The following is a 17676-nucleotide window of genomic DNA, read 5'->3' on the forward strand; positions in this document are numbered from 1 at the left end:
TGAGCGAACGATGAGGCGAGCCGAGACGAGATGGAAAAAGGCGTTGGCCTTTCTGGCGTGTGCACCGATGGCCATCTTGGCCGTGGCGACAGCCTGGTCGTGCGCAGCACCGCCGGATGACACGCGTCTGACGGTCCTCAAGAACAAGCCCGACTACGGTGCGTTCGCCACCGGCAACGTCAGCTACTTTCTCGAACGGCGCTGCGGCACGCTCGATTGCCACGGCCGCATCGAGCGGCCCCTTCGCATCTACGGCCAGCGCGGTCTTCGGTTGCCGAACGACGCGGGCCTTACGCCGAGCAGCGGGGAAACATCGGAGGCGGAGAAGACCGCGAACTATCGCTCGGCCCTCGGTTTGGAGCCCGAGCAGTTGAATCGCGTGATGACCGGGGAAAATCCGGCCATCTTGCTGCTCATCTCCAAACCGCTCTCGTACGATCCCGACGTGCCCGGTACCGACAAGGGGGTGCGTCACCGCGGGGGGCCGCAGATCATCCAGGGCCAGGACGGCTACAATTGCCTTTTCAACTGGCTCGGAGGCACGTTCAACGACGATACGGTCGCGGCTTGCAAGAGGGCCGCGGAGGTGCTCCAAGTCCCCGCGAATTGAAGCAAGTCCCGCAAGCCGGCCCGGGACCAGGTATGATGACATGACGAACCATGTCCCGTTTGGATGACGGAACGCTTTCCATCGTCGAAGATTCGTCCGATGCCGGTGCCAGTTCGCGTGGCGCCCATCTTTTTCTCGTTCTCGAAAGCCTGAAGCCTCTCGCGCCACCCGTGCGCATCTCGCTCTCGGGGGTGGCCCAAGTCGTGTTCGGGCGCGGCAGCTCCCGCGCGATTGGGCGGCAGCAGCCCGGCAACCCCATCCAGCTCAGTGTGCGGATGGCCGATCCGTGGCTGTCGTCGATGCACGCGCGGCTCACGTACGTGCTCCGCCGCTGGATCCTCGAGGATGCCGGCTCGAAGAATGGGTGCACGGTGCAGGGCGTGCGGCAGACGCAGGCGCAGCTCGAGGACGGCGACATCATCGAGCTCGGGTACACGTTTTTCATTTTCCGGGAGGACCTGCCCCACGAGCCGGGCGACCCGATGATCTTCGAGGCCCCCGCCCCCGAGCGGCAGACCGGCAAGGGCAAGCTGGCAACGCTGTTGCCCTCGCTGGAGCGCGGTTTTTCGCGGCTTTCCTCGGTTGCGAAGTCCACCGTGTCGGTGCTCATCGAGGGTGAGACCGGGACCGGCAAGGAGGTCATTGCGCGGGCGGTGCACGAGCAATCGGAGCGAAAGGGCGATTTCGTGGCCATCAACTGCGGCGCGCTTCCGCGCGATTTGGTGGAGGGCGAGCTCTTTGGCTATCGCCGGGGCGCCTTTTCGGGGGCCACGGAGGATCGGCCGGGGCTTCTTCGCAGCGCGGATCGGGGGACGCTCTTCCTCGATGAAATTGGCGATCTGCCGGCGCCGTCGCAGGCGGCGTTGCTTCGTGTTCTTCAGGAGCGCGAGGTGAGGCCCGTCGGGGCGACGAAGCCGATTCCGGTCGATTTGCGGGTGGTGGCCGCAACGCACCGTCCACTGGAGCGGATGGTGGAGGAGGGGACCTTCCGCGCCGACCTGTTCGCGCGGCTCGCGGGGTATCGCGTGGAGCTGCCGCCGTTGGCCATGCGGCGCGAAGACCTCGGGGTCATCGCAGGGACGATCCTGCGCGAGCTCGCCCCGGAGCGGGCCGCGAATCTGGAGTTCGCACCACGCGCGGCCCGTGCCCTTTTGTATTACCCGTGGCCGGGCAACGTGCGCGAGTTGGAAAAGTGTCTCGAGTCAGCGTTGGTTCTCGTGGGCGACGGCACGCGCATCGAGCTGGAGCATCTGCCGCTCGCCGTCCAGGCGGCGCTCGTCGAGGCGACCACCGGCGGGCGGCGTAGCGCCGAAAGCAACGCCGAGCGGGAGAAGCTGGTCGGCTTGATGCGCGAGCACAAAGGCAACGTCGCCGCCGTCGCACGCACGATGGGAAAGGCGCGCATGCAGATTCAGCGATGGCTCAAACGCTACGACATCGACGCGGAGAGCTTTCGGAAGTGATCCCAGGCGGGGCTACTGCCCGGGCGAGCCTTTGCTCGCCTCGCGCATGATGCGCGCGGCCTCTTTGTAGGCAGGGTTGCCCGGGTTCTGCTGCGCGAGCTGATCGTACAGCTTCGCCGCCTCGCCGAATTTGCCCTCGACGACGGCGTCCGCGGCGAGTCGCTCCGTGGACTTCTTCGCCGGCATCGGGATGGCCTGCATCAGCGGCGGCAGCTCCGACGGCAGCTTGCCCACGACCGACGCGGCCGGATCGGGTGCCCCCGGCTTGCCACCGCTTGCTGGCGGTGGCGAGCCCGCGGGCGGTGCCGCCGAAGCTTGCGCGGGCGCGCTGGGTGGCGCAGAGGCAGCCGGTGGCGTGTTCACCACGTTGGACGTCGCCCCCGAGTTGACCGCCGCCACAGTGTTCGCGGCCGCCATCACGGATGCGGAGGCGGAGGCCGACGCCGCGGGCTTCGGCTTCGGGGCGGGCGCCTGCTCGTCCTCACTGAAGAGAAGCAGTCCACCCACGGGCAGCGCGATGACCATCAGCACGAGGGCTGCACGCTTCACGGGGCTGAACGACATGAACTCGGTCTTCAGCTTCGCAAGCGGCGAGGTGACCGCGCTCCCGGTCTGCGCACCGGCTTGCCCCGGCATGGCCGGTTGCCCCGGCATGGCCATGCCTCCCGGCGGCGCTCCCCAAGCTTGCCCAACGCCAGGCCCCATCGGGGCCGCACCTGCATGCGGCGGCGTGACGCCCACGCCCACCATGCCCGGGGGCAATGCACCGGCGGGCGCATACCCTTGCTGCTGCGCCATCGCCGCCGGATCGTACGCACCGCCCGCGCCGGCAGGAGCCATTCCCTGGGGCTGCGCCAGAGGCTGCGAACGCGTCACGTCCGCACCCGGCCCGCTGCCCGGCAGCTGCGCCCCTGGAATCAGCGCGGGCTGCGACGGGCGATCCGTCTGCAGATCGAGCGGCTTGTAGCGCGTCGACTCGTCGACCTCACCCTGAGGAGGACCCTGGTTCGAAAACGCACCCCCGTTGGGCACGAACTTCTGCTGCGCCGCCGAGACGCCTTCCGCTGGCGTGCCCGCCGCAGGGCGCGGTGCGCTGATGCGGTGCCGATTCGGATCGTAGCGCACCGTCTTCGGCTCATCGAAGCTGTTCTCCAGCGGCTGCGCGACGGTTTGGTCGGCGTCCTCGAACACGCTGGTGTCGATGCGGTAAACGAGTTGGACCTCGCCCAGCTCGATGGTGCTGGGCATGCGCACCTCCGTCCAGGCGCGCGCGATGCGATGGCGGTTCACCATCATGGGCGCATCGTCGTCGGCGCTCTGCACGAACAGCGCTTTGCCGTCGAAGTAGAGGTACCCGTGCACGTCGAGCACGCCGGCGCCTTCGATGCGCCACATGGCGGTTTGCCCGACGCTGGTGGGATCCAGCACGGAACCCGGTGTCAGGCTGATTTGCCTTGGTTCGCCGTGACCGGCGCGCAGTTCGATGACAGATGCTTCAGCCATGACCGTTTCTTTGCGCACCACCCTGCGCAGCGTTCGCAGCGTCGTAGATGCACGCGGGCAGATCCATGCCGTGCTCGTGCACCTGCTCGAGGCATCGCGGCATGATCCCCGAGGGGACGAACTCGCTCAGAATCTGCCCGTTGGGCCCCAACCCCTGATACTTGCGAACGAAGACATCCTGCGTGATGTACGTGTCGGTCTTTGGGTCGAATCCCAAGACCTCCGTGATGTGGGTCATCTTGCGCGAACCATCCTGCAAGCGCGAAACCTGCACGATCAAGTTTACCGCGGATCCCAGCTGGATGCGCATCGCGACGAGCGGCATGTCGATGTCGCTCATCATGGCCATGGTCTCAAGCCGGCTCAGCGTGTCGCGCGGGTACGTCGCGTGGAGCGTGGAAAGACACCCACCGTGACCGGAGGTCATCGCCTGGATCAAGTCGAGCGCCTCGCCGCTTCGGATCTCTCCAACGACGATTCGGTCGGGCCGCATACGCAAGGTGGCCTTGAAGAGGTCGCGGATGGAGACGGCGCCGCGGCCCTTGGGATCGCCCGGGCGCGCCTCGAGTTGCACGACGTGCTGGCGTTGGAGCTGCAGCTCGCGTGAGTCCTCGATGACGACCACGCGCTCGCCTTCGGGAATGAAGGACGAGAGGGCGTTGAGCATCGACGTTTTGCCCGAGCCCGTTCCACCGGCCACGAGGATATTGAGCTTGCTCGCCACCAGGGCGTGCAGCGCGCTCGCCGCATCTTCGGTGAGGGCGCCGAAACCAATGAGGCGCTCCACGGTGAGCGTCTCCTTGAAGAAGCGACGGATGGCGATGGCCGGCCCATCGGGCGCGCACGGCGGAAGCACCGCCTCGACGCGGGACCCATCGGGAAGGCGTCCTTCGAGGATCGGCTTGAACTCGTCGGCGTGCTTGCCGACGAACTGCGCGAGGTTGCGCAGTCCTGCGGCCAAGTGCTCGCGGCTCTCGAACTTGGCCTCGGTGAGCGTCAGCTGGCCTTTGCGCTCGATGTAAATCTGGCTCGGGCCATTGATCATGACCTCGCTCACCGCCGGGTCGTCGAGGAATGGACGAATCGGCGCGAAGAATTGGAGCAAGGTCTCTTCGAAGACTTCCTTGGGGATCTGATTGAAACCACCGCTCATTGGACACTCTTCAGGAGGGAGGATTGCGCCTCTTCGGCGTGCGATCCGCCGGGGCGGAGACGCAGGTACTCGCGGAAATGATGATCCGCAGCCACGGGATCCTCATGAGTGTCGCGCATGATCACCGCCAGCGCAAAGTGGGCCTCGGCATCGTCGGGTGTGGCCGTGAGCACCTTTTCCAAGTGCGCGCGCGCATGGACTCCGTCGCCGACGCCCAGGTAGAGCGAGGCCAGCAAAAATCGCGACCGATGGTCGGCGGGATGCTGCCCCAGATGGTCTTCCACGTAGTGAATGGCTACCTGATACCGCCCATCTTGAACACAGACACGCACCAGGCGCGGAAGGATCTTTCGCTCGTCGCCGCCGGCCGCAATGGCAGCGGCAAAATATTGCTCGGCACGGGTCAGATCGCCCGCGTCGGCGAACGCGCGGCCATAGTCGTACAAACGCTGCGGATTTTGCTCGCGCTTGAACGTGCGCACGTTCTGCCTGGCTTCGTCCGCCCTCGCGCCCTGCGGCGGCCCGCAGCCGATCGACCAGACAACCGACAATAGAACGAGAGCGGAGAAGGAGGAGAAGCGGCGCATGACAACTCGTTACGAGGCGGGACGGCCCAATTTCAATTTTAGACTACGGTCCAAATTGGATAGCCAAGTGACGTATTCACCCGGTTTCCCTTCGGTGAATTGAAGGAGGGTTTTGACTTCCTTCCGCGCGGTCTGAAGGTCTTCCACCTGCAACGCATGCTCGAGTCGTACCCGGTGGGTGCGGTAATCGTCGGTGATGTCCTGGCGGAGCGTCTTCGCCGCCTGCAGGGCCTCCGCGGCGGACGCGTCGTCGCCGGCCACCTTGTAGCAAGCCGCGGAGATCTCGTAGATGGGCACCGCGGCGATGCCATCCTGCACGTGGAACGGACGGCGCTCGCGGAGCGAGTTGGCTACGCCATAGCGCTCGAGCGCGAAGGCGGCCGCACGATCGCGTTGCGGCTGCGTGCACTGCACCAAGGGCGCGCCCCAGAGTTCCGGCGGCTTGTGCTGCGCGTTGTCGGTGTCCGCGGCTTCGTCCATGAAGAAGAACATGTACCCGCCCCCGAGCAGCGCGAGTATCGCCACGATGGCGATGGGGCCCGTGCCCTTCTTCTTCTTCGCCGTGGCCTGACCCGGGATGCCGCCGACGTTGGTCACGCCCTCGGCGCGGGTCACGTTGATTTGGAATTGCCCCACGCCCAGCACCGCATCGGCGGGCAGCGGACCTTGCGTGAAGGGGATGCCGTTGACCGTGGGCGGAGGCTGGAAGGCGAGAGCCTGCACGAACACGCCCGCGGGGCCGACCTGCACGAGGCAGTGCTCCACCGCCGCTTGATCGAGCGGGAGACGGATCTCGCAGTGGGCGCCGCTTCCGATGAGCACGCGCTCGGACTCGATGAAAATCTGGTCGATTTGTCCGCTCGGTTGCCGGATCTGGAAACGTAGGACGCTCACGATTGCACCATTGCCTTCATATCGCCCCGCTCGTGATCTGCATCATGGCGGGCGCGAGGATCAGTCCGAGGACGCACATGAACACCATCATCAAGGGACCGACGATCGCGACGCCGGCTTTGGCCGCGAGCTCCTCGGCGCGCACCGAGCGTCGGTTGCGCGACGTGGCCGCCTGAATCTGCAGCACCTCGGCGACCGGGTTTCCGCGTTCCTCGGCTTGCACGAGCGCGGCCACGAACTCCTTCACGGTTTCGTTGGGTGCGCGCTTCGCGAACTCGAGCAGTGCGTCCTTGCGCGTGCGCCCGAGCGTCAACGTTTGCATGATGAGCGTGAACTCTTCGACGAGCGGGTCGTCGGGGTTGCTCGACTTCTCGATGACTTGGCGAACGGCACCCGGAAAGTCGAGACCTGCGCCCATGGCGAGGGCCATCAGGTCGATGACGTAGGGGAGGCCGCGGCCGATGGTCTTGAGCCGCTCTTGCGAAGCGCCGGTGACCTGCATCCAGGGGAGCGCTCCGCCCACGAGGCCCATCGGAATGACGGCCACGCTGCCGACGCCGCTGACCAAGCCGAGCACGTAACCGGCGAGGAATCCGCCGATGGACGAAAGAATGCTCATCGCGACGAATTCGTCGGCGGTGATGCCCATGTAGTCGCCGGCGAGGGAGATCTGCTCGTCGATTTTCGCGCGGGTGCCGTCGCTGATCACGCCGCTGACGCGCACGCCGAGCCAGCGCACGAAGGGTTCGACGTTCTGCCACCCTTCGCTCTTCTCGAGGGTGCGCTGTCGCTTGAGGCCGCGCAGACCGAGGCGGCTCGCCACGCGGGTAGGGGCGGCCGCGATGACGTACACGCCGATCATGAGGCCGACCCCGATCACGAGCAACACGGCGTGACGAAGCAGCGTCGTTTGGAACGTCAGCGGGTAGGAGGAGGTCAAATACTGCAGCATGGTCTTTAGATATCGACGTTCAAAACTTTGCGGGCCAAGAGCAGCCCGCCGACCCACAGGCCGCCGCAGGCGAGGATGACGAGGTAGCCGGAGAGGCTCTGCGTGAGCACGTCGAAGTATCCGGGCCACTGCAGGTTGAGGATGTAAATCAGCCCGCCCGGTAGCAGCGCCATGACCCAGAGCTGCGCTTTGCCTTCGGCCGTCTTGGTGCGCACGACGCCTTCGAGGCGGGCCATTTCACGCAGCGACGATGCCGTCTGCTCGAGCACCTTGGGGAGATTTCCACCGACCTGCCGCCCGATGAGCACCGCGGAGAGCGCCGAGTCGACCTGCCGCGACCCAATGCGTGCGGCCATGTGCAAGAGCGCCTGATCGAGCGTGCTGCCGACCTTCATCTCTTTCACGGCAAGCTCGATCTCCTGCCGCGTGGGATCTTGCACGACGAGAACGACGGACTGAAATGCCGCGCCGATGCTCGGGATGGATTTGAGCGCGTTGGCCAGCGCCAAGATGGTTCCATCGAGCTGCGTCTCGATGAGCGTGACCCGGTCGCGCCGCATCTTCTCGACCCACACGGTGGGCCCGATGATGGTGGCGATCGACCCGAGGAGCAGGACGATGTTCGGCAGCTGGATGAGGACGTGGATGAAGAAGAGAGAAAACAGGGCCGCCGCTTGCCCCGCGGCGATGGTCGAGCCTTTGGTCCAGATGAACTGCGGGCGCAGCTTTCGCTCGAGCGAGGAGGTGTAACGCGCCCAGTAACGCCAGACGAAGCTTTGCGGATCCGCGGTGGTCGCCCACACGGCCACGAAGAGGCCTGCACCGGTGAGGGCCAAGCCACCGCCGCTGAGCAGGCTATTGGTGAGCGTGAGCCCCAGTTTCGGAATGCTCATAGATAGGCCTCGCCGCGCTTCACCAGGCCCATGACGATGAAGTCGTTCAAGTACGACGGCAGGTAACCCGTCGCGCGGAACTCGCCGATGACTTTTCCGCCCGGGCCGGTGCCGGTGCGGATGAATTCGAAGATGGGACGCATCTCGATGGTGCCTTCGTCGCCGACGCCCGTGACCTCGCTGATGGCGCTCACGCGGCGTGAGCCGTCGGAGAAGCGCGTCTGCTGGACGATGACGTGGACGGCGCCTGCGATCTGGTCACGGATGGCGCGCACGGGAAGATCGACACCGGCCATGAGCACCAGCGTCTCGATGCGGGAGATGGCCTCTTCCGGCGAGTTCGCGTGGGTCGTGGTGAGCGATCCGTCGTGGCCCGTGTTCATGGCCTGGAGCATGTCGAGCGCTTCGCCACCGCGGCACTCTCCGACGACGATGCGGTCGGGGCGCATACGCAGCGAGTTTTTCACCAGGTCGCGGATGGTGTACTCGCCCTTGCCTTCCAAGTTGGCCGGGCGCGTTTCCAGCGAGACGACGTGCGGCTGCGCGAGCTGGAGCTCGGCGGCGTCCTCGATGGTGACGATGCGCTCCTCCGACGGGATGGCGCCCGAGAGCACGTTGAGCAAGGTGGTCTTGCCGCTACCCGTACCGCCGGAGATTACGATGTTGCGCTTGGCGATGACGCTACGGGTGAGAAAGAGGCCCATCTGCGGCGTGAGCGCGCCGAAGCCGATGAGCTTTTCCAAGGTGAGCGGCGTCTTGGAGAACTTACGAATCGTGATGCACGAGCCGCGCAGCGCGAGGGGCTTGATGACGGCGTTCACGCGGGAGCCGTCCTTCAAGCGGGCGTCGACCAGCGGCGACGATTCGTCGATGCGGCGTCCGAGCGGGGTGACGATGCGCTCGATGACGGCGCGAACGCGTTCGTCGTCGGTGAAGCGCGTTTCGGACAAGGTGAGCTTGCCGCTGCGCTCGATGTAGATCGTGTTCGGGTCGACGACCATGATCTCGGTGATCTGCGGGTCGGCCAGAAAGCGCTCAAGCGGCCCGAGGCCGAGGGCTTCGTCGGTGAGCTCGCCGATGAGTTGATCGCGGTCGGTGTCCGCCGGAAGACGCGACTCGAGGTTCGCGATGATGCGTCGAAGCGCGTTGAGCACCTTGGGACGCATCGACGGGTCGTCGACCTTCGACGGATCCATGGCTGCGAGATCGAGGTGCTCCAAGAGCAGCTTGTGGATCTCACGGCGAAGCGCGACCTGCTTCTCGCGCTTCTGCAGCGCTTCCGGCGTGGTGATCGCACCTTGCGAGAGCACGCGCGGCTGCTGCGGACGATCGCCACCCGGAGCAGGCGCCGCGCCCGGCGGAGCGGCCACCGGCGGGGTGGGCTGTCCTCCGTGCGCTGCGGGCACCGCGGCGAGCGGCGGGCGTCCGTGCCCGCCGGGAATCTGCGGCAGCTGCCCAGGCATCTGGTGCGAGGGCTGCGCGCGCGGGGCCGGCGCCGGGGCGGCCCCGGCCGGCGGCATGAAGTAAACCGTGAAGTTGCCCAACACGACGGGCGTGCCGAAGGGCACATCCACCGCCTGACGGCGCAGGAGCATCTCGCCGGCGATGGTGCCGTTGGTCGAGACGTCCTCCACGCGCATCGACGCGGGGCCAATCTCGACCACGGCATGCTGGCGGGAGACCAAGTCACTGTCGAGACGCAGCACGCAGTTGACGTGGCGCCCGATGGTGATGGGTGCCCCGATGGGGACCATCTCCGTGCGTTCGCTGCCGTCGTCCGTGTGAATGACGACTTGAACTTGGTTGGAGCTTGGTCGTGCCGCCACGTGCTGCCTCTCGTCGCTCTTTGCGTTTGGCGCTTATTTCGCCGATGGTGGGGTCTTGTTGTAGCTGTCGACCCGATCGATATCGCCCGAGTAGTCCTCGTACGCCGTCAGCGCGTTCTTGATGACTTCCACCGCGGACTTGGGAACGGTTTCAATGACGCTGGGGATGATGAAAATAGCACCTTCTACTTCGTGCTGATCATCCTGGTGCGTTCCGAATAGGAGTCCCAAGATCGGAATCGAGCTGAGCCCGGGCAGGCCGGAGACGTTGTGGCGCTGGTCGCGTGTGCGGATGCCCGAGAGTACGAGTGCCTGACCGAGCTTCAGGTTGACCAACGTGTTCAGCTTCGTGGTGTTGCGCCCGGGCAACCCGGCCGACGACGACGGCGGGGTGAGATCGGACACTTCCGAGTCGAGTTTGACCTCGACCTCCTTGCTCGCCGCGTCGTAACGCGAGAGCACGGACACATTGGTGCCGAACGGAATCTTGACCAGGGACGCCGTGAGGCCGTTGGCGGCCGTGAAGTTCGACTCGCCGCCGGACTGGAACGTGGCTTCCGTTCCGTTGGCCGCGATGACCGTGGACTGCTTGAGCACCTTCAACCAACCGTGCTGCGAGCCAATGTCCAACTTGGGAAGCGGCTGGTTCACGATGGACGCCTGCGCGGCCGTCGTCGTGTTGTTGAGCAAGTCGCGATCGATGCGGGTCTGGAAGACGGGCTGCCCGTCCTGACCCAAGCCGCCGATCGTGGTGGGCCACCCGAGGCCGACGACGTAGCTCGAAGTCTTCTCGTACTGCACGAAGAAGAAGTCCATGCGCACGAGGAGCTTGCGGTCCGTGCCGCCCTGGCCCACGACGACGAGGTTGTCGACCTGGCCCGGGTAGCCCGCGGCAATCTGCTGGATGCGCCGGAGCTCGCCCTCGGTGGTCACGCCGCCCTCGATGAAGAAGCGACTGCCAACGCGACGCAGCTTCACGCCCGGGGTGCCCTCCAGAGCCTGCTGCAACTCCTTCTCGACCTGCGCCATCGACCGAGTCGTGACGGTGATGGGAATGGTAATCTGCGATTGATCGTTCTTGATCAGGAGCAGGGTGGTGGACCCGGCTTTTTTACCTGCAATGACGAACTGGGATTTGTCGCCGGTGAGCGAAACGGAGATGATGCCCTCGGCACCCAACGAGTAGTTCGCAACGTCCTTCGTGGGCAGCGTCTTGGTTTCGCCGATGGCGAGGACGATTTCGTCGTTCGCATGATCGTCGGCAGCCGCTGGCTTGCCGCGACCTTGTGCGAATGCCGGATTGCTCGATGAAACGACTGCAACGCCGGCAAAGGTGGTCGCAAGGGCAATTGCGACCGCGTTAAGCGTGAGCCTCATTTGTTCTCCGTGCCTCCAATGACTTGGGGTCCGCTGGTGTTGCTACGTCGAATGTTGAGGTTGGCGCGCTCTTTCGCTTCGAAGAGCTGCTTCGAGGACACGTCGTTCACCGTGGCCGCCACGCGCTGATCGTTGGGCGGCCGGAGAATGACGGCGAGGCGTCCTTTCTCGGCAGCGAGCGCCAACACCTGCGCCTCCTGCAATGTCACGCTCAACGTGAGGAGCGTGCTGTCTGCATTGTTGAATTTGATGCTGCCCGTCGACGGATCCACCGGATCTTGCGGGGAGACGTTCAACCCCGACGCGAGGACCAGCACGCGCTGCATGAGCACCACGGACGACAGGTGCTCGCTTTGCCCGCCGCCGCTGCCCTCGGGCATGACGCTGATGACGTCGACGTAATCGCCCGGGCGAATCAGCGCGGCATTGGAGTCGTCGCGTGAGGTGCGGATGGTGACCGCACGGCTGCCCGGTTGAATCAATCCGCTCAAGTCGCGTGCTTCTTCGTTGGACGCCAAATCTGTCCACATGAGCGTCTGCTGCGCGAGAACGAGGTTGCCGATGCGCAACCCCATGATTTTGGCCCGCTCGCCCTCTTTGATGGCGCGGTCTTCGACGTACGCCATCGGCACTTCGCGGGTGGCGATCATGTCGTCGGTGATGACGGTGCCCCGCTCGATGGGTTTGACCGCGATGAGCAGTTTGACCTTCTCACCGCCCGAAGCCTCGGTCTCGAACCGTCGCTGGTACAACGCCAGGAGGAAGACACCTATGACCGTGACGATGAGGGCAATGATAAATGCACGACGGTTCATCGAGGGGGGCTCAGCTTAGCTGGGTTTGAAACGTACCGGGTCTCATACTTGTGAGGTCTGCGATGATTTGGGCCCGCAGCCCCCACCGACGAAGTGGGCGAATGGCCGCTAATCGCCCATGTTAAAGCAAACTTACCTCTGCCAGAGAAAAATCGCCTGGTACGTGGAATTGTCACCGTCGAGCGTCCAGGATCGTTGACCGGGATCACGTGCGCCATCCTTCGCGTCCTTCGCATCATTCGCGGAAGTGAAGGGCGGCGGCGATGATCGTTCCGAGCAAGATTGCAGGGCCCATACGCATCCAGCTCAGCATCTCTTGTTCGATTTGAACTTTTTTGTCCTTCGGCATGAAGGGATTGATCATCAATCCGACCGCATTCTTCAACGTGCGCAATAGTTTGCCGTCGTAGGCGAGGCGCGCCGGTGCAATGAGGCATGCCGCGAGAAAACCGTACATTTCGGCCTCGAAGCCGAGCATCGTTTGGCAGAGCGCACCGATGGCTGCAAAGACTTTCACGTCGCCGCCGCCAATTGCGTTTTTCTGAAAGAGAATCCAGGGTACGAGCCCGCAAACGACCGCTCCAAGAACGGAATAGCCGCCTTCGAGCAGGGCGGCATCTTTCTCGATCCCCATGGAAAACGCGCGAACGATATGAACGATGGGGGCGAGCCCCAGAACGCCGAACGTCAGCCAATTGGGAATGAAACCAGTACGCCAATCGGTCCACGCGGCGACCGCGGCGAGAATGATAGCGGCAATCAGGAAGGGAAACATGCTCTCTTAAACGAGAACAGGCCGGCCTTCCCCTCGGGATCGGGCTCGCCAAAGGCGACCCTCCGAATAGGGGAGTGAGGCCGGCCTGCAGTCTCAGAACTCGCCTTTTGCGTCGTTTGCAGCGCCTTTGACGGCCTTGCCGAGCTTCTTGTACGCGCCGGCGACGATGAGGAGAATCGCGACGAGGAGCAGGCCGTACTCGATGGCGGTCGCGCCCTTCTCGTCTTTGACGAGCTTCATCATGTCCTGGTTCATTCGTGATTCTCCCTTTGTGGGTCTTTGGTGTCGTTGATTGGGTATTAGGGTGAAACGGCGACCACTCTAGCTTAGTCCGAGCCCGCTTGCGAAGGCCCACGCTCGTGCTCTGCGAGTTCTCGCTCGCACAGCAAGTAGTACACGGCTCATGCCAGCTGACCCGCGGTCGACGATGTCCCACATGCCCGCGCACTCCTTGGGAATTCCGCGGAATCTGCGAGGTCAGGCTCGTTTCATCTGTAATGAAAAATGCGCGCTGAAACTGGATACGCCTCCGTCCAGTGACCGGTCAGCGGCGATCCACGCCAGAGAGGATTGAACAGGGAGAGGGGGAGGCGGGGAGGGATACGGCACAAATCCCACCGCGCACCGAGGCTTTTTTTTATTTTCAGTTGGCTTCGCGAGCCAAGTGAAAACCCAAACCATGCTTCGGTGCGCGGTGGGATTCGCGTTGTTTCCCTCCCCGCCTCCCCCCCTCCCTGTTCAATCTTCTGGGAGGGTCAATCCTCGGCTTTTTTGCCGATGAAGACGGGGCCGGTGCGGACGGGGCCCGTGCGGATTTTGCCTTTTTCGAGGCTGAATTTCGCATTCAAGGGCAGCACTTCGTCCTTGGGTTTCACTTGAAAGGCGAAGATGGGATTCTGTGGTCGGAGTCGCTCATATCCCTTCATCGACGTATCCAGGCCAAGCTCGAATTGGTCGCCCGGGCGCATGTTCAGGAGAATCGTCGCGGACCCCGATGCATCGGTCGTGGCCACTCTCTGTTGCAGATAAGTGATGGGCAGGTTGGGGCCACCGTCGGCGCGCACCGCAATCACGAGCTTGCGGATCGATGGGGGGCACGACACCGGGTATTCCGGCGGCTTGTTCTTGTCCACCACGCGGCGGAGGACCACCGTGATGGGCTTGGGCGGCGACTCGTAATCTTGCGGGCAGCGAACGAAATAGTCGAACGCCGAGCCTTCGTTGCCGCGCACGGTGAGCTTCGCGCGGCCGGTCGCATCCGTGGTGCCTACGTCTTTGTTCTCGCGGCTCAATACGGCGCCCGGAAGCGGGACACCGGGATCGCTCTCGACATGGATGACGACGTCGAACGTCGGCACTTGGGGTTCTTCGCAGGAAATCGTGAGGGCGGCGGCCACCACGACGGCGGCGGCAGATGTGGGCGCGGACCAAAGACTCCAAGTCCTCATCCGAATGAGCCTACCACACGGATTGCATCAAGTCTTTCTCTTCGGATGGGACTTTTATTGGTCAGTCATCATCCGGCTTTTTGCCGATCTGGATCGGACCGATTGGTTTTGGTTTGTAAAAGATTTTTCCTTTTGCCAACGCGAACTTGGCATTGAGGTTCAATACTTCGTCTTTGGGTTTGACCGAAAAGGCGAAGATTGGATTTTGCGGTCGCAACCGTTCGTAGCCTTTCATCGACGTGTCGATGCCGAGCTCGAATTGGTCGCCGGGACGCATGTTGAGAAGGACGGTGGCCGCCCCCGAAGCGTCCGTCGTCGCCACCCGTTGTTGCAGGTACGTGATGGGCAAGTTCGGTCCGCCCTCCGCACGCACGGCCACGACCACGCGGCGAATGGTCGGCGGGCAAGCTACCGGGTACTCGGGCGGCTTGTTCTTGTCCACGACCTGCCGGAGCACCACGGTGATGGGCTTGGGCGGCGATTCGTAGTCGGCCGGGCAGCGAACGAAGTAGTCGAAGGCGGTGCCTTCGTGGCCGCGCACGGTGAGCTTTGCGCGGCCTTCGGCGTCGGTCGTTCCGACATCCTTGTTGTCGCGGCTGATGACGGCGCCGGGCAACGGGACATCGGGATCGCTCTCCACGCGAAGCACGACATCGAACTGCGGCAACGGTGGGTCCTGGCACGATGTCGTCGTGCCCACGAGCACGGCGAGCACGCTGCTCGCCCAGAGAGCTCTCGTCATGCCCTCACGACATAGCAAGCGACGGACCACGGTCTCGCCACATCGTGAGAGCTTCGCGAATGTGGTCTAGCGTACGTGCTCGCGTGCCTTGGCGAGTGCGAGGCGAATCATCACCTCGTGCTCGGCCGGATCGGCCCAGCGACGGCGCATGGTGTCGCTCAATTGATCGAGCGGATCGTAGTAAAGAAAGAGCTGCCCAGCCTTCACCGCCGGTGCGGAGTAGACGCTGATGCCGCTCTCGCGATCGTAATACTCGTACGAGTGCGCGTCGCGTTTGCCGCCGCCGCCGGGGGCATCGACCACGAAGATGGGCGTATTGAAACCCGCCGTTGCACCACGGACGTGTTTTTCGATGTAGAGCGCCGTGTCCAGCGTGGTCCGAAGATCCTCCACGCCCTTCACGAGATCGTGCACGTAGACGTAGTACGGATGTACGTTCACGTGACCGAGCCGCTTGACCAGTTGGGTCATGATCTCGGGCGTGTCGTTCACCCGACGCTGCAGAACGCTCTGGTTTCGCACGGTGATGCCGCGCTCCATGAGCTTGTTCATCGCATCTTGTGTGATGCCCGTGATCTCGCGCGGGTGATTGAAATGGGTGTGAAGGACGACTTCCTTGTGAAGGGCGCGGCCCTTTTCGACCACCTTGGTGAGCGCGTCCGTCCACGCGTCGTCGGTGAGGATCTTCATGGGCATGACCGCCGGGCCTTTGGTGGCAAAGCGCAGGCGGCGCACGTTGGGCATCGCCAACAAGGTCATGCCGATGTCTTCGATCTGCTGCGCGCGAAGCTGGTACGCATCGCCGCCGGAGATGACGATGTCTTCCAGCTCGGGTCGCGAGGCGATGTACTCGTACGCCTTGCGCCAGCGCTCGTCGTTGGCGCGCAGGTGGACCTTCTCCACGCCCTCCGTGTCCAGGCCGATGGCGTAGCTGCGCGTGCAGAAGCGGCAGTACACGGGGCACGTGTCCAGCGGAAGGAAGAGGGCCTTGTCCGGATAGCGGTGGGTCAATCCGGGAACCGGCGCATCTTGTTGCTCATGCAACGAATCGAGGTCCAGCTTGGGGTGGTCGGGCAGAAGCCGCGAGGCCACGGGAACGAACTGAATGCGCAGCGGATCGCCGTAGGGGTCGTTCCAATCGATCAGCGAGAGCAGGTACGGGCTGACGCGCACGCTCATGGGGGCGCGCTTGAATCCCTCTTCGGCGTCGGCGATGAAGGCCGGGGACACGAGCCCCTCGAGGGCCTTGAGCAGCTTGGCGATGTTCGTAATCGTGTGTTTGGCCTGCCACGAATGATCGAGAAACTGCTTTTCGTCGACTTCACGATACGCCGGAATCTTCTGCCAAAATGGGCCGCGCTCCAGGTCTCTGTACGTCAGACTCGTGGCCTCGACGGGCGGCTTGATTGCGGGAACGGGCACAGTCGGCAAAAGATTGAGGACGGCGGTGGACATCAAGTGCCTTTTCCCACGGGCGCTCGCGCCAAGCAACCCCGTGCAGAGTGACAAGTTGCGTCTTAATACCGGTCTAGTGCAGCGCGTAATGACGCACGGATGTCTTCGATGAGCTCGGCGGGCTCCAGGACCCGCGCGCTCGAGCCAAACCCCAGAATCCACCGGCGAACCTCGTCGATTTTGCCCACGTTCATCGAGAGGCGGATGCGCCCATCGGGGGCGGTGGCCACCCGCTGGCTCGGGTGTACTTTGCGGGCGCGGATTTCGTCGGCGACTTTTGCGTCGAATTCGATGAGGACGCGCGTCTTTCGGGTGGCGGCGGCTATGCCGAATTCCCCCTCGAGGAAGTCTTCCACATTGAAATTCTCGGGCAGCGCGAAGTGCTGATCCAAAATGGTGAGATCTTGCATCCGATCGAAGACGAACACGGCGACCTCGCCGGCCGGCGTTCGCCCGATGGAGTGAATCGCGCCACGGTGCAAGACGAGCGCAAAGGGATGAAGTGTGACGCGCTCCGCCGGAGCGTCCTTCGTGGAGCGGTAGCGAAACGTGGTCGCACGCAGGTCGGCGACGGCTTGGAAAAGGCCATCGAGCTCCTCGCCGCGCTGCGCATAGTTGTGGGCGGGCGGAGGCAGGTAAAAAAGGCGGTCCTCGAGGCGCTGGTCGCTGGGGATTTCTCCGCGCACGCCGGCGCGGGCCACCGGCCGCTGCGCAAGCAGGAGCAGCTGGCGTGTGACGAGCTGCAACTCGTCGTAAAAGGCGGAGCCGCGCATCATGTCGAAGATGCGCCGCGTGGAGAGGAGGCCATAGGCCTGGGTGCGCCGCAAAAGAAGCGCGCGGCCGCGTTCACTCGGTTTGATGCGCCAGAGGTGCGCGCCGCCCGGCTGCGTGGGCACCGACTCGAGCTGCGTGACCCGATCGAGCTCCGCGAGGTAGCGGCGCACGGAGCGCTGGGTTACGTGGAGCATGCCGGCAATCTGGTCGAGCGCGAGGCCGCTGGGATGCGACTCGAGGACCTCCCGCAGCCGATCGAGACGTCGAAATTGCGTAAAGCGACCCGTAGGACGCCCACGACGGGGGGCTCTTGGCTTCGGAATCACCGGCATGCAGAGGCAGAGGAGAGAATCACATGAAGGCGGGAAGGCGGGAAGGTTTTGGGGTTTCCAACTAGTCCCCTGCGCCA

The 17676-nt window shown here is 64.1% G+C and carries 16 protein-coding genes and 2 pseudogenes; 3 read left to right on the forward strand and 15 right to left on the reverse strand.

From position 1 onward, the window contains the following. Positions 1-10 precede the first annotated feature (10 nt). The 3 genes and pseudogenes from LZC95_07105 to LZC95_07115 all read left to right on the forward strand — a co-directional run bounded on the left by LZC95_07105 (position 11) and on the right by LZC95_07115 (position 1623). Entirely contained in the window at positions 11-610 is a 600-nt protein-coding gene (locus LZC95_07105; protein ID WXA96603.1) for a hypothetical protein, read from the forward strand. A 275-nt stretch (positions 611-885) separates the two neighbouring features. Then, a pseudogene (locus tag LZC95_07110) lies at positions 886-981 on the forward strand (FHA domain-containing protein). Positions 982-1206: 225 nt separating this feature from the next. Beyond that, positions 1207-1623: pseudogene (locus LZC95_07115) on the forward strand (sigma-54 factor interaction domain-containing protein). Between the two features lie 462 nt (positions 1624-2085). Here LZC95_07115 and LZC95_07120 read toward each other — a convergent pair. The 15 genes from LZC95_07120 to LZC95_07190 all read right to left on the reverse strand — a co-directional run bounded on the left by LZC95_07120 (position 2086) and on the right by LZC95_07190 (position 17461). Then, a complete protein-coding gene (locus tag LZC95_07120; protein ID WXA96604.1) occupies positions 2086-3576 on the reverse strand; it encodes a hypothetical protein in 1491 nt (496 codons plus the stop codon). Then, positions 3569-4729, reverse strand: a complete 1161-nt coding sequence (locus LZC95_07125; protein ID WXA96605.1) for a CpaF family protein — start codon at positions 4727-4729, stop codon at positions 3569-3571. The genes LZC95_07120 and LZC95_07125 overlap by 8 nt, the downstream gene beginning before the upstream one ends. Next, a complete protein-coding gene (locus tag LZC95_07130) occupies positions 4726-5316 on the reverse strand; it encodes a tetratricopeptide repeat protein (GenBank protein WXA96606.1) in 591 nt (196 codons plus the stop codon). The genes LZC95_07125 and LZC95_07130 overlap by 4 nt, the downstream gene beginning before the upstream one ends. Before the next feature lie 9 nt (positions 5317-5325). Continuing rightward, on the reverse strand, positions 5326-6210 hold the full coding sequence (locus LZC95_07135; GenBank protein ID WXA96607.1) for a hypothetical protein: 885 nt from the start codon (positions 6208-6210) through the stop codon (positions 5326-5328). A 16-nt stretch (positions 6211-6226) separates the two neighbouring features. Then, entirely contained in the window at positions 6227-7162 is a 936-nt protein-coding gene (locus LZC95_07140; protein ID WXA96608.1) for a type II secretion system F family protein, read from the reverse strand. Between the two features lie 5 nt (positions 7163-7167). Further along, positions 7168-8055 (reverse strand): type II secretion system F family protein, encoded by an 888-nt coding sequence (locus LZC95_07145; GenBank protein WXA96609.1) that lies wholly within the window; start codon positions 8053-8055, stop codon positions 7168-7170. Beyond that, positions 8052-9881, reverse strand: coding sequence for a Flp pilus assembly complex ATPase component TadA (tadA, locus tag LZC95_07150; GenBank protein WXA96610.1), 1830 nt, complete (start codon positions 9879-9881; stop codon positions 8052-8054). The genes LZC95_07145 and tadA overlap by 4 nt, the downstream gene beginning before the upstream one ends. A gap of 33 nt (positions 9882-9914) precedes the next feature. Further along, positions 9915-11258, reverse strand: coding sequence for a type II and III secretion system protein (locus LZC95_07155; protein ID WXA96611.1), 1344 nt, complete (start codon positions 11256-11258; stop codon positions 9915-9917). Then, positions 11255-12073, reverse strand: coding sequence for a Flp pilus assembly protein CpaB (cpaB, locus tag LZC95_07160; protein ID WXA96612.1), 819 nt, complete (start codon positions 12071-12073; stop codon positions 11255-11257). The genes LZC95_07155 and cpaB overlap by 4 nt, the downstream gene beginning before the upstream one ends. Before the next feature lie 235 nt (positions 12074-12308). Continuing rightward, the gene (locus LZC95_07165) at positions 12309-12848 is read right to left on the reverse strand and encodes an A24 family peptidase (protein WXA96613.1); all 540 of its coding nucleotides are present in this window, start codon (positions 12846-12848) and stop codon (positions 12309-12311) included. Positions 12849-12941: 93 nt separating this feature from the next. Next, a complete protein-coding gene (locus LZC95_07170) occupies positions 12942-13103 on the reverse strand; it encodes a Flp family type IVb pilin (protein ID WXA96614.1) in 162 nt (53 codons plus the stop codon). 500 nt (positions 13104-13603) lie between these two features. Then, complete coding sequence (locus tag LZC95_07175; protein WXA96615.1) at positions 13604-14296, reverse strand: hypothetical protein; 693 nt, start codon at positions 14294-14296, stop codon at positions 13604-13606. Between the two features lie 61 nt (positions 14297-14357). Next, positions 14358-15038: a hypothetical protein gene (locus LZC95_07180; protein ID WXA96616.1), complete on the reverse strand. Its 681-nt coding sequence runs from the start codon at positions 15036-15038 to the stop codon at positions 14358-14360. Between the two features lie 66 nt (positions 15039-15104). Then, entirely contained in the window at positions 15105-16493 is a 1389-nt protein-coding gene (locus LZC95_07185) for a KamA family radical SAM protein (GenBank protein WXA96617.1), read from the reverse strand. Positions 16494-16555: 62 nt separating this feature from the next. Next, the gene (locus LZC95_07190; GenBank protein WXA96618.1) at positions 16556-17461 is read right to left on the reverse strand and encodes a WYL domain-containing protein; all 906 of its coding nucleotides are present in this window, start codon (positions 17459-17461) and stop codon (positions 16556-16558) included. Positions 17462-17676: the final 215 nt, after the last annotated feature.

The sequence above is a fragment of the Sorangiineae bacterium MSr12523 genome (genome assembly GCA_037157775.1).
Classification (GTDB): domain Bacteria; phylum Myxococcota_A; class Polyangia; order Polyangiales; family Polyangiaceae; genus Pendulispora; species Pendulispora brunnea.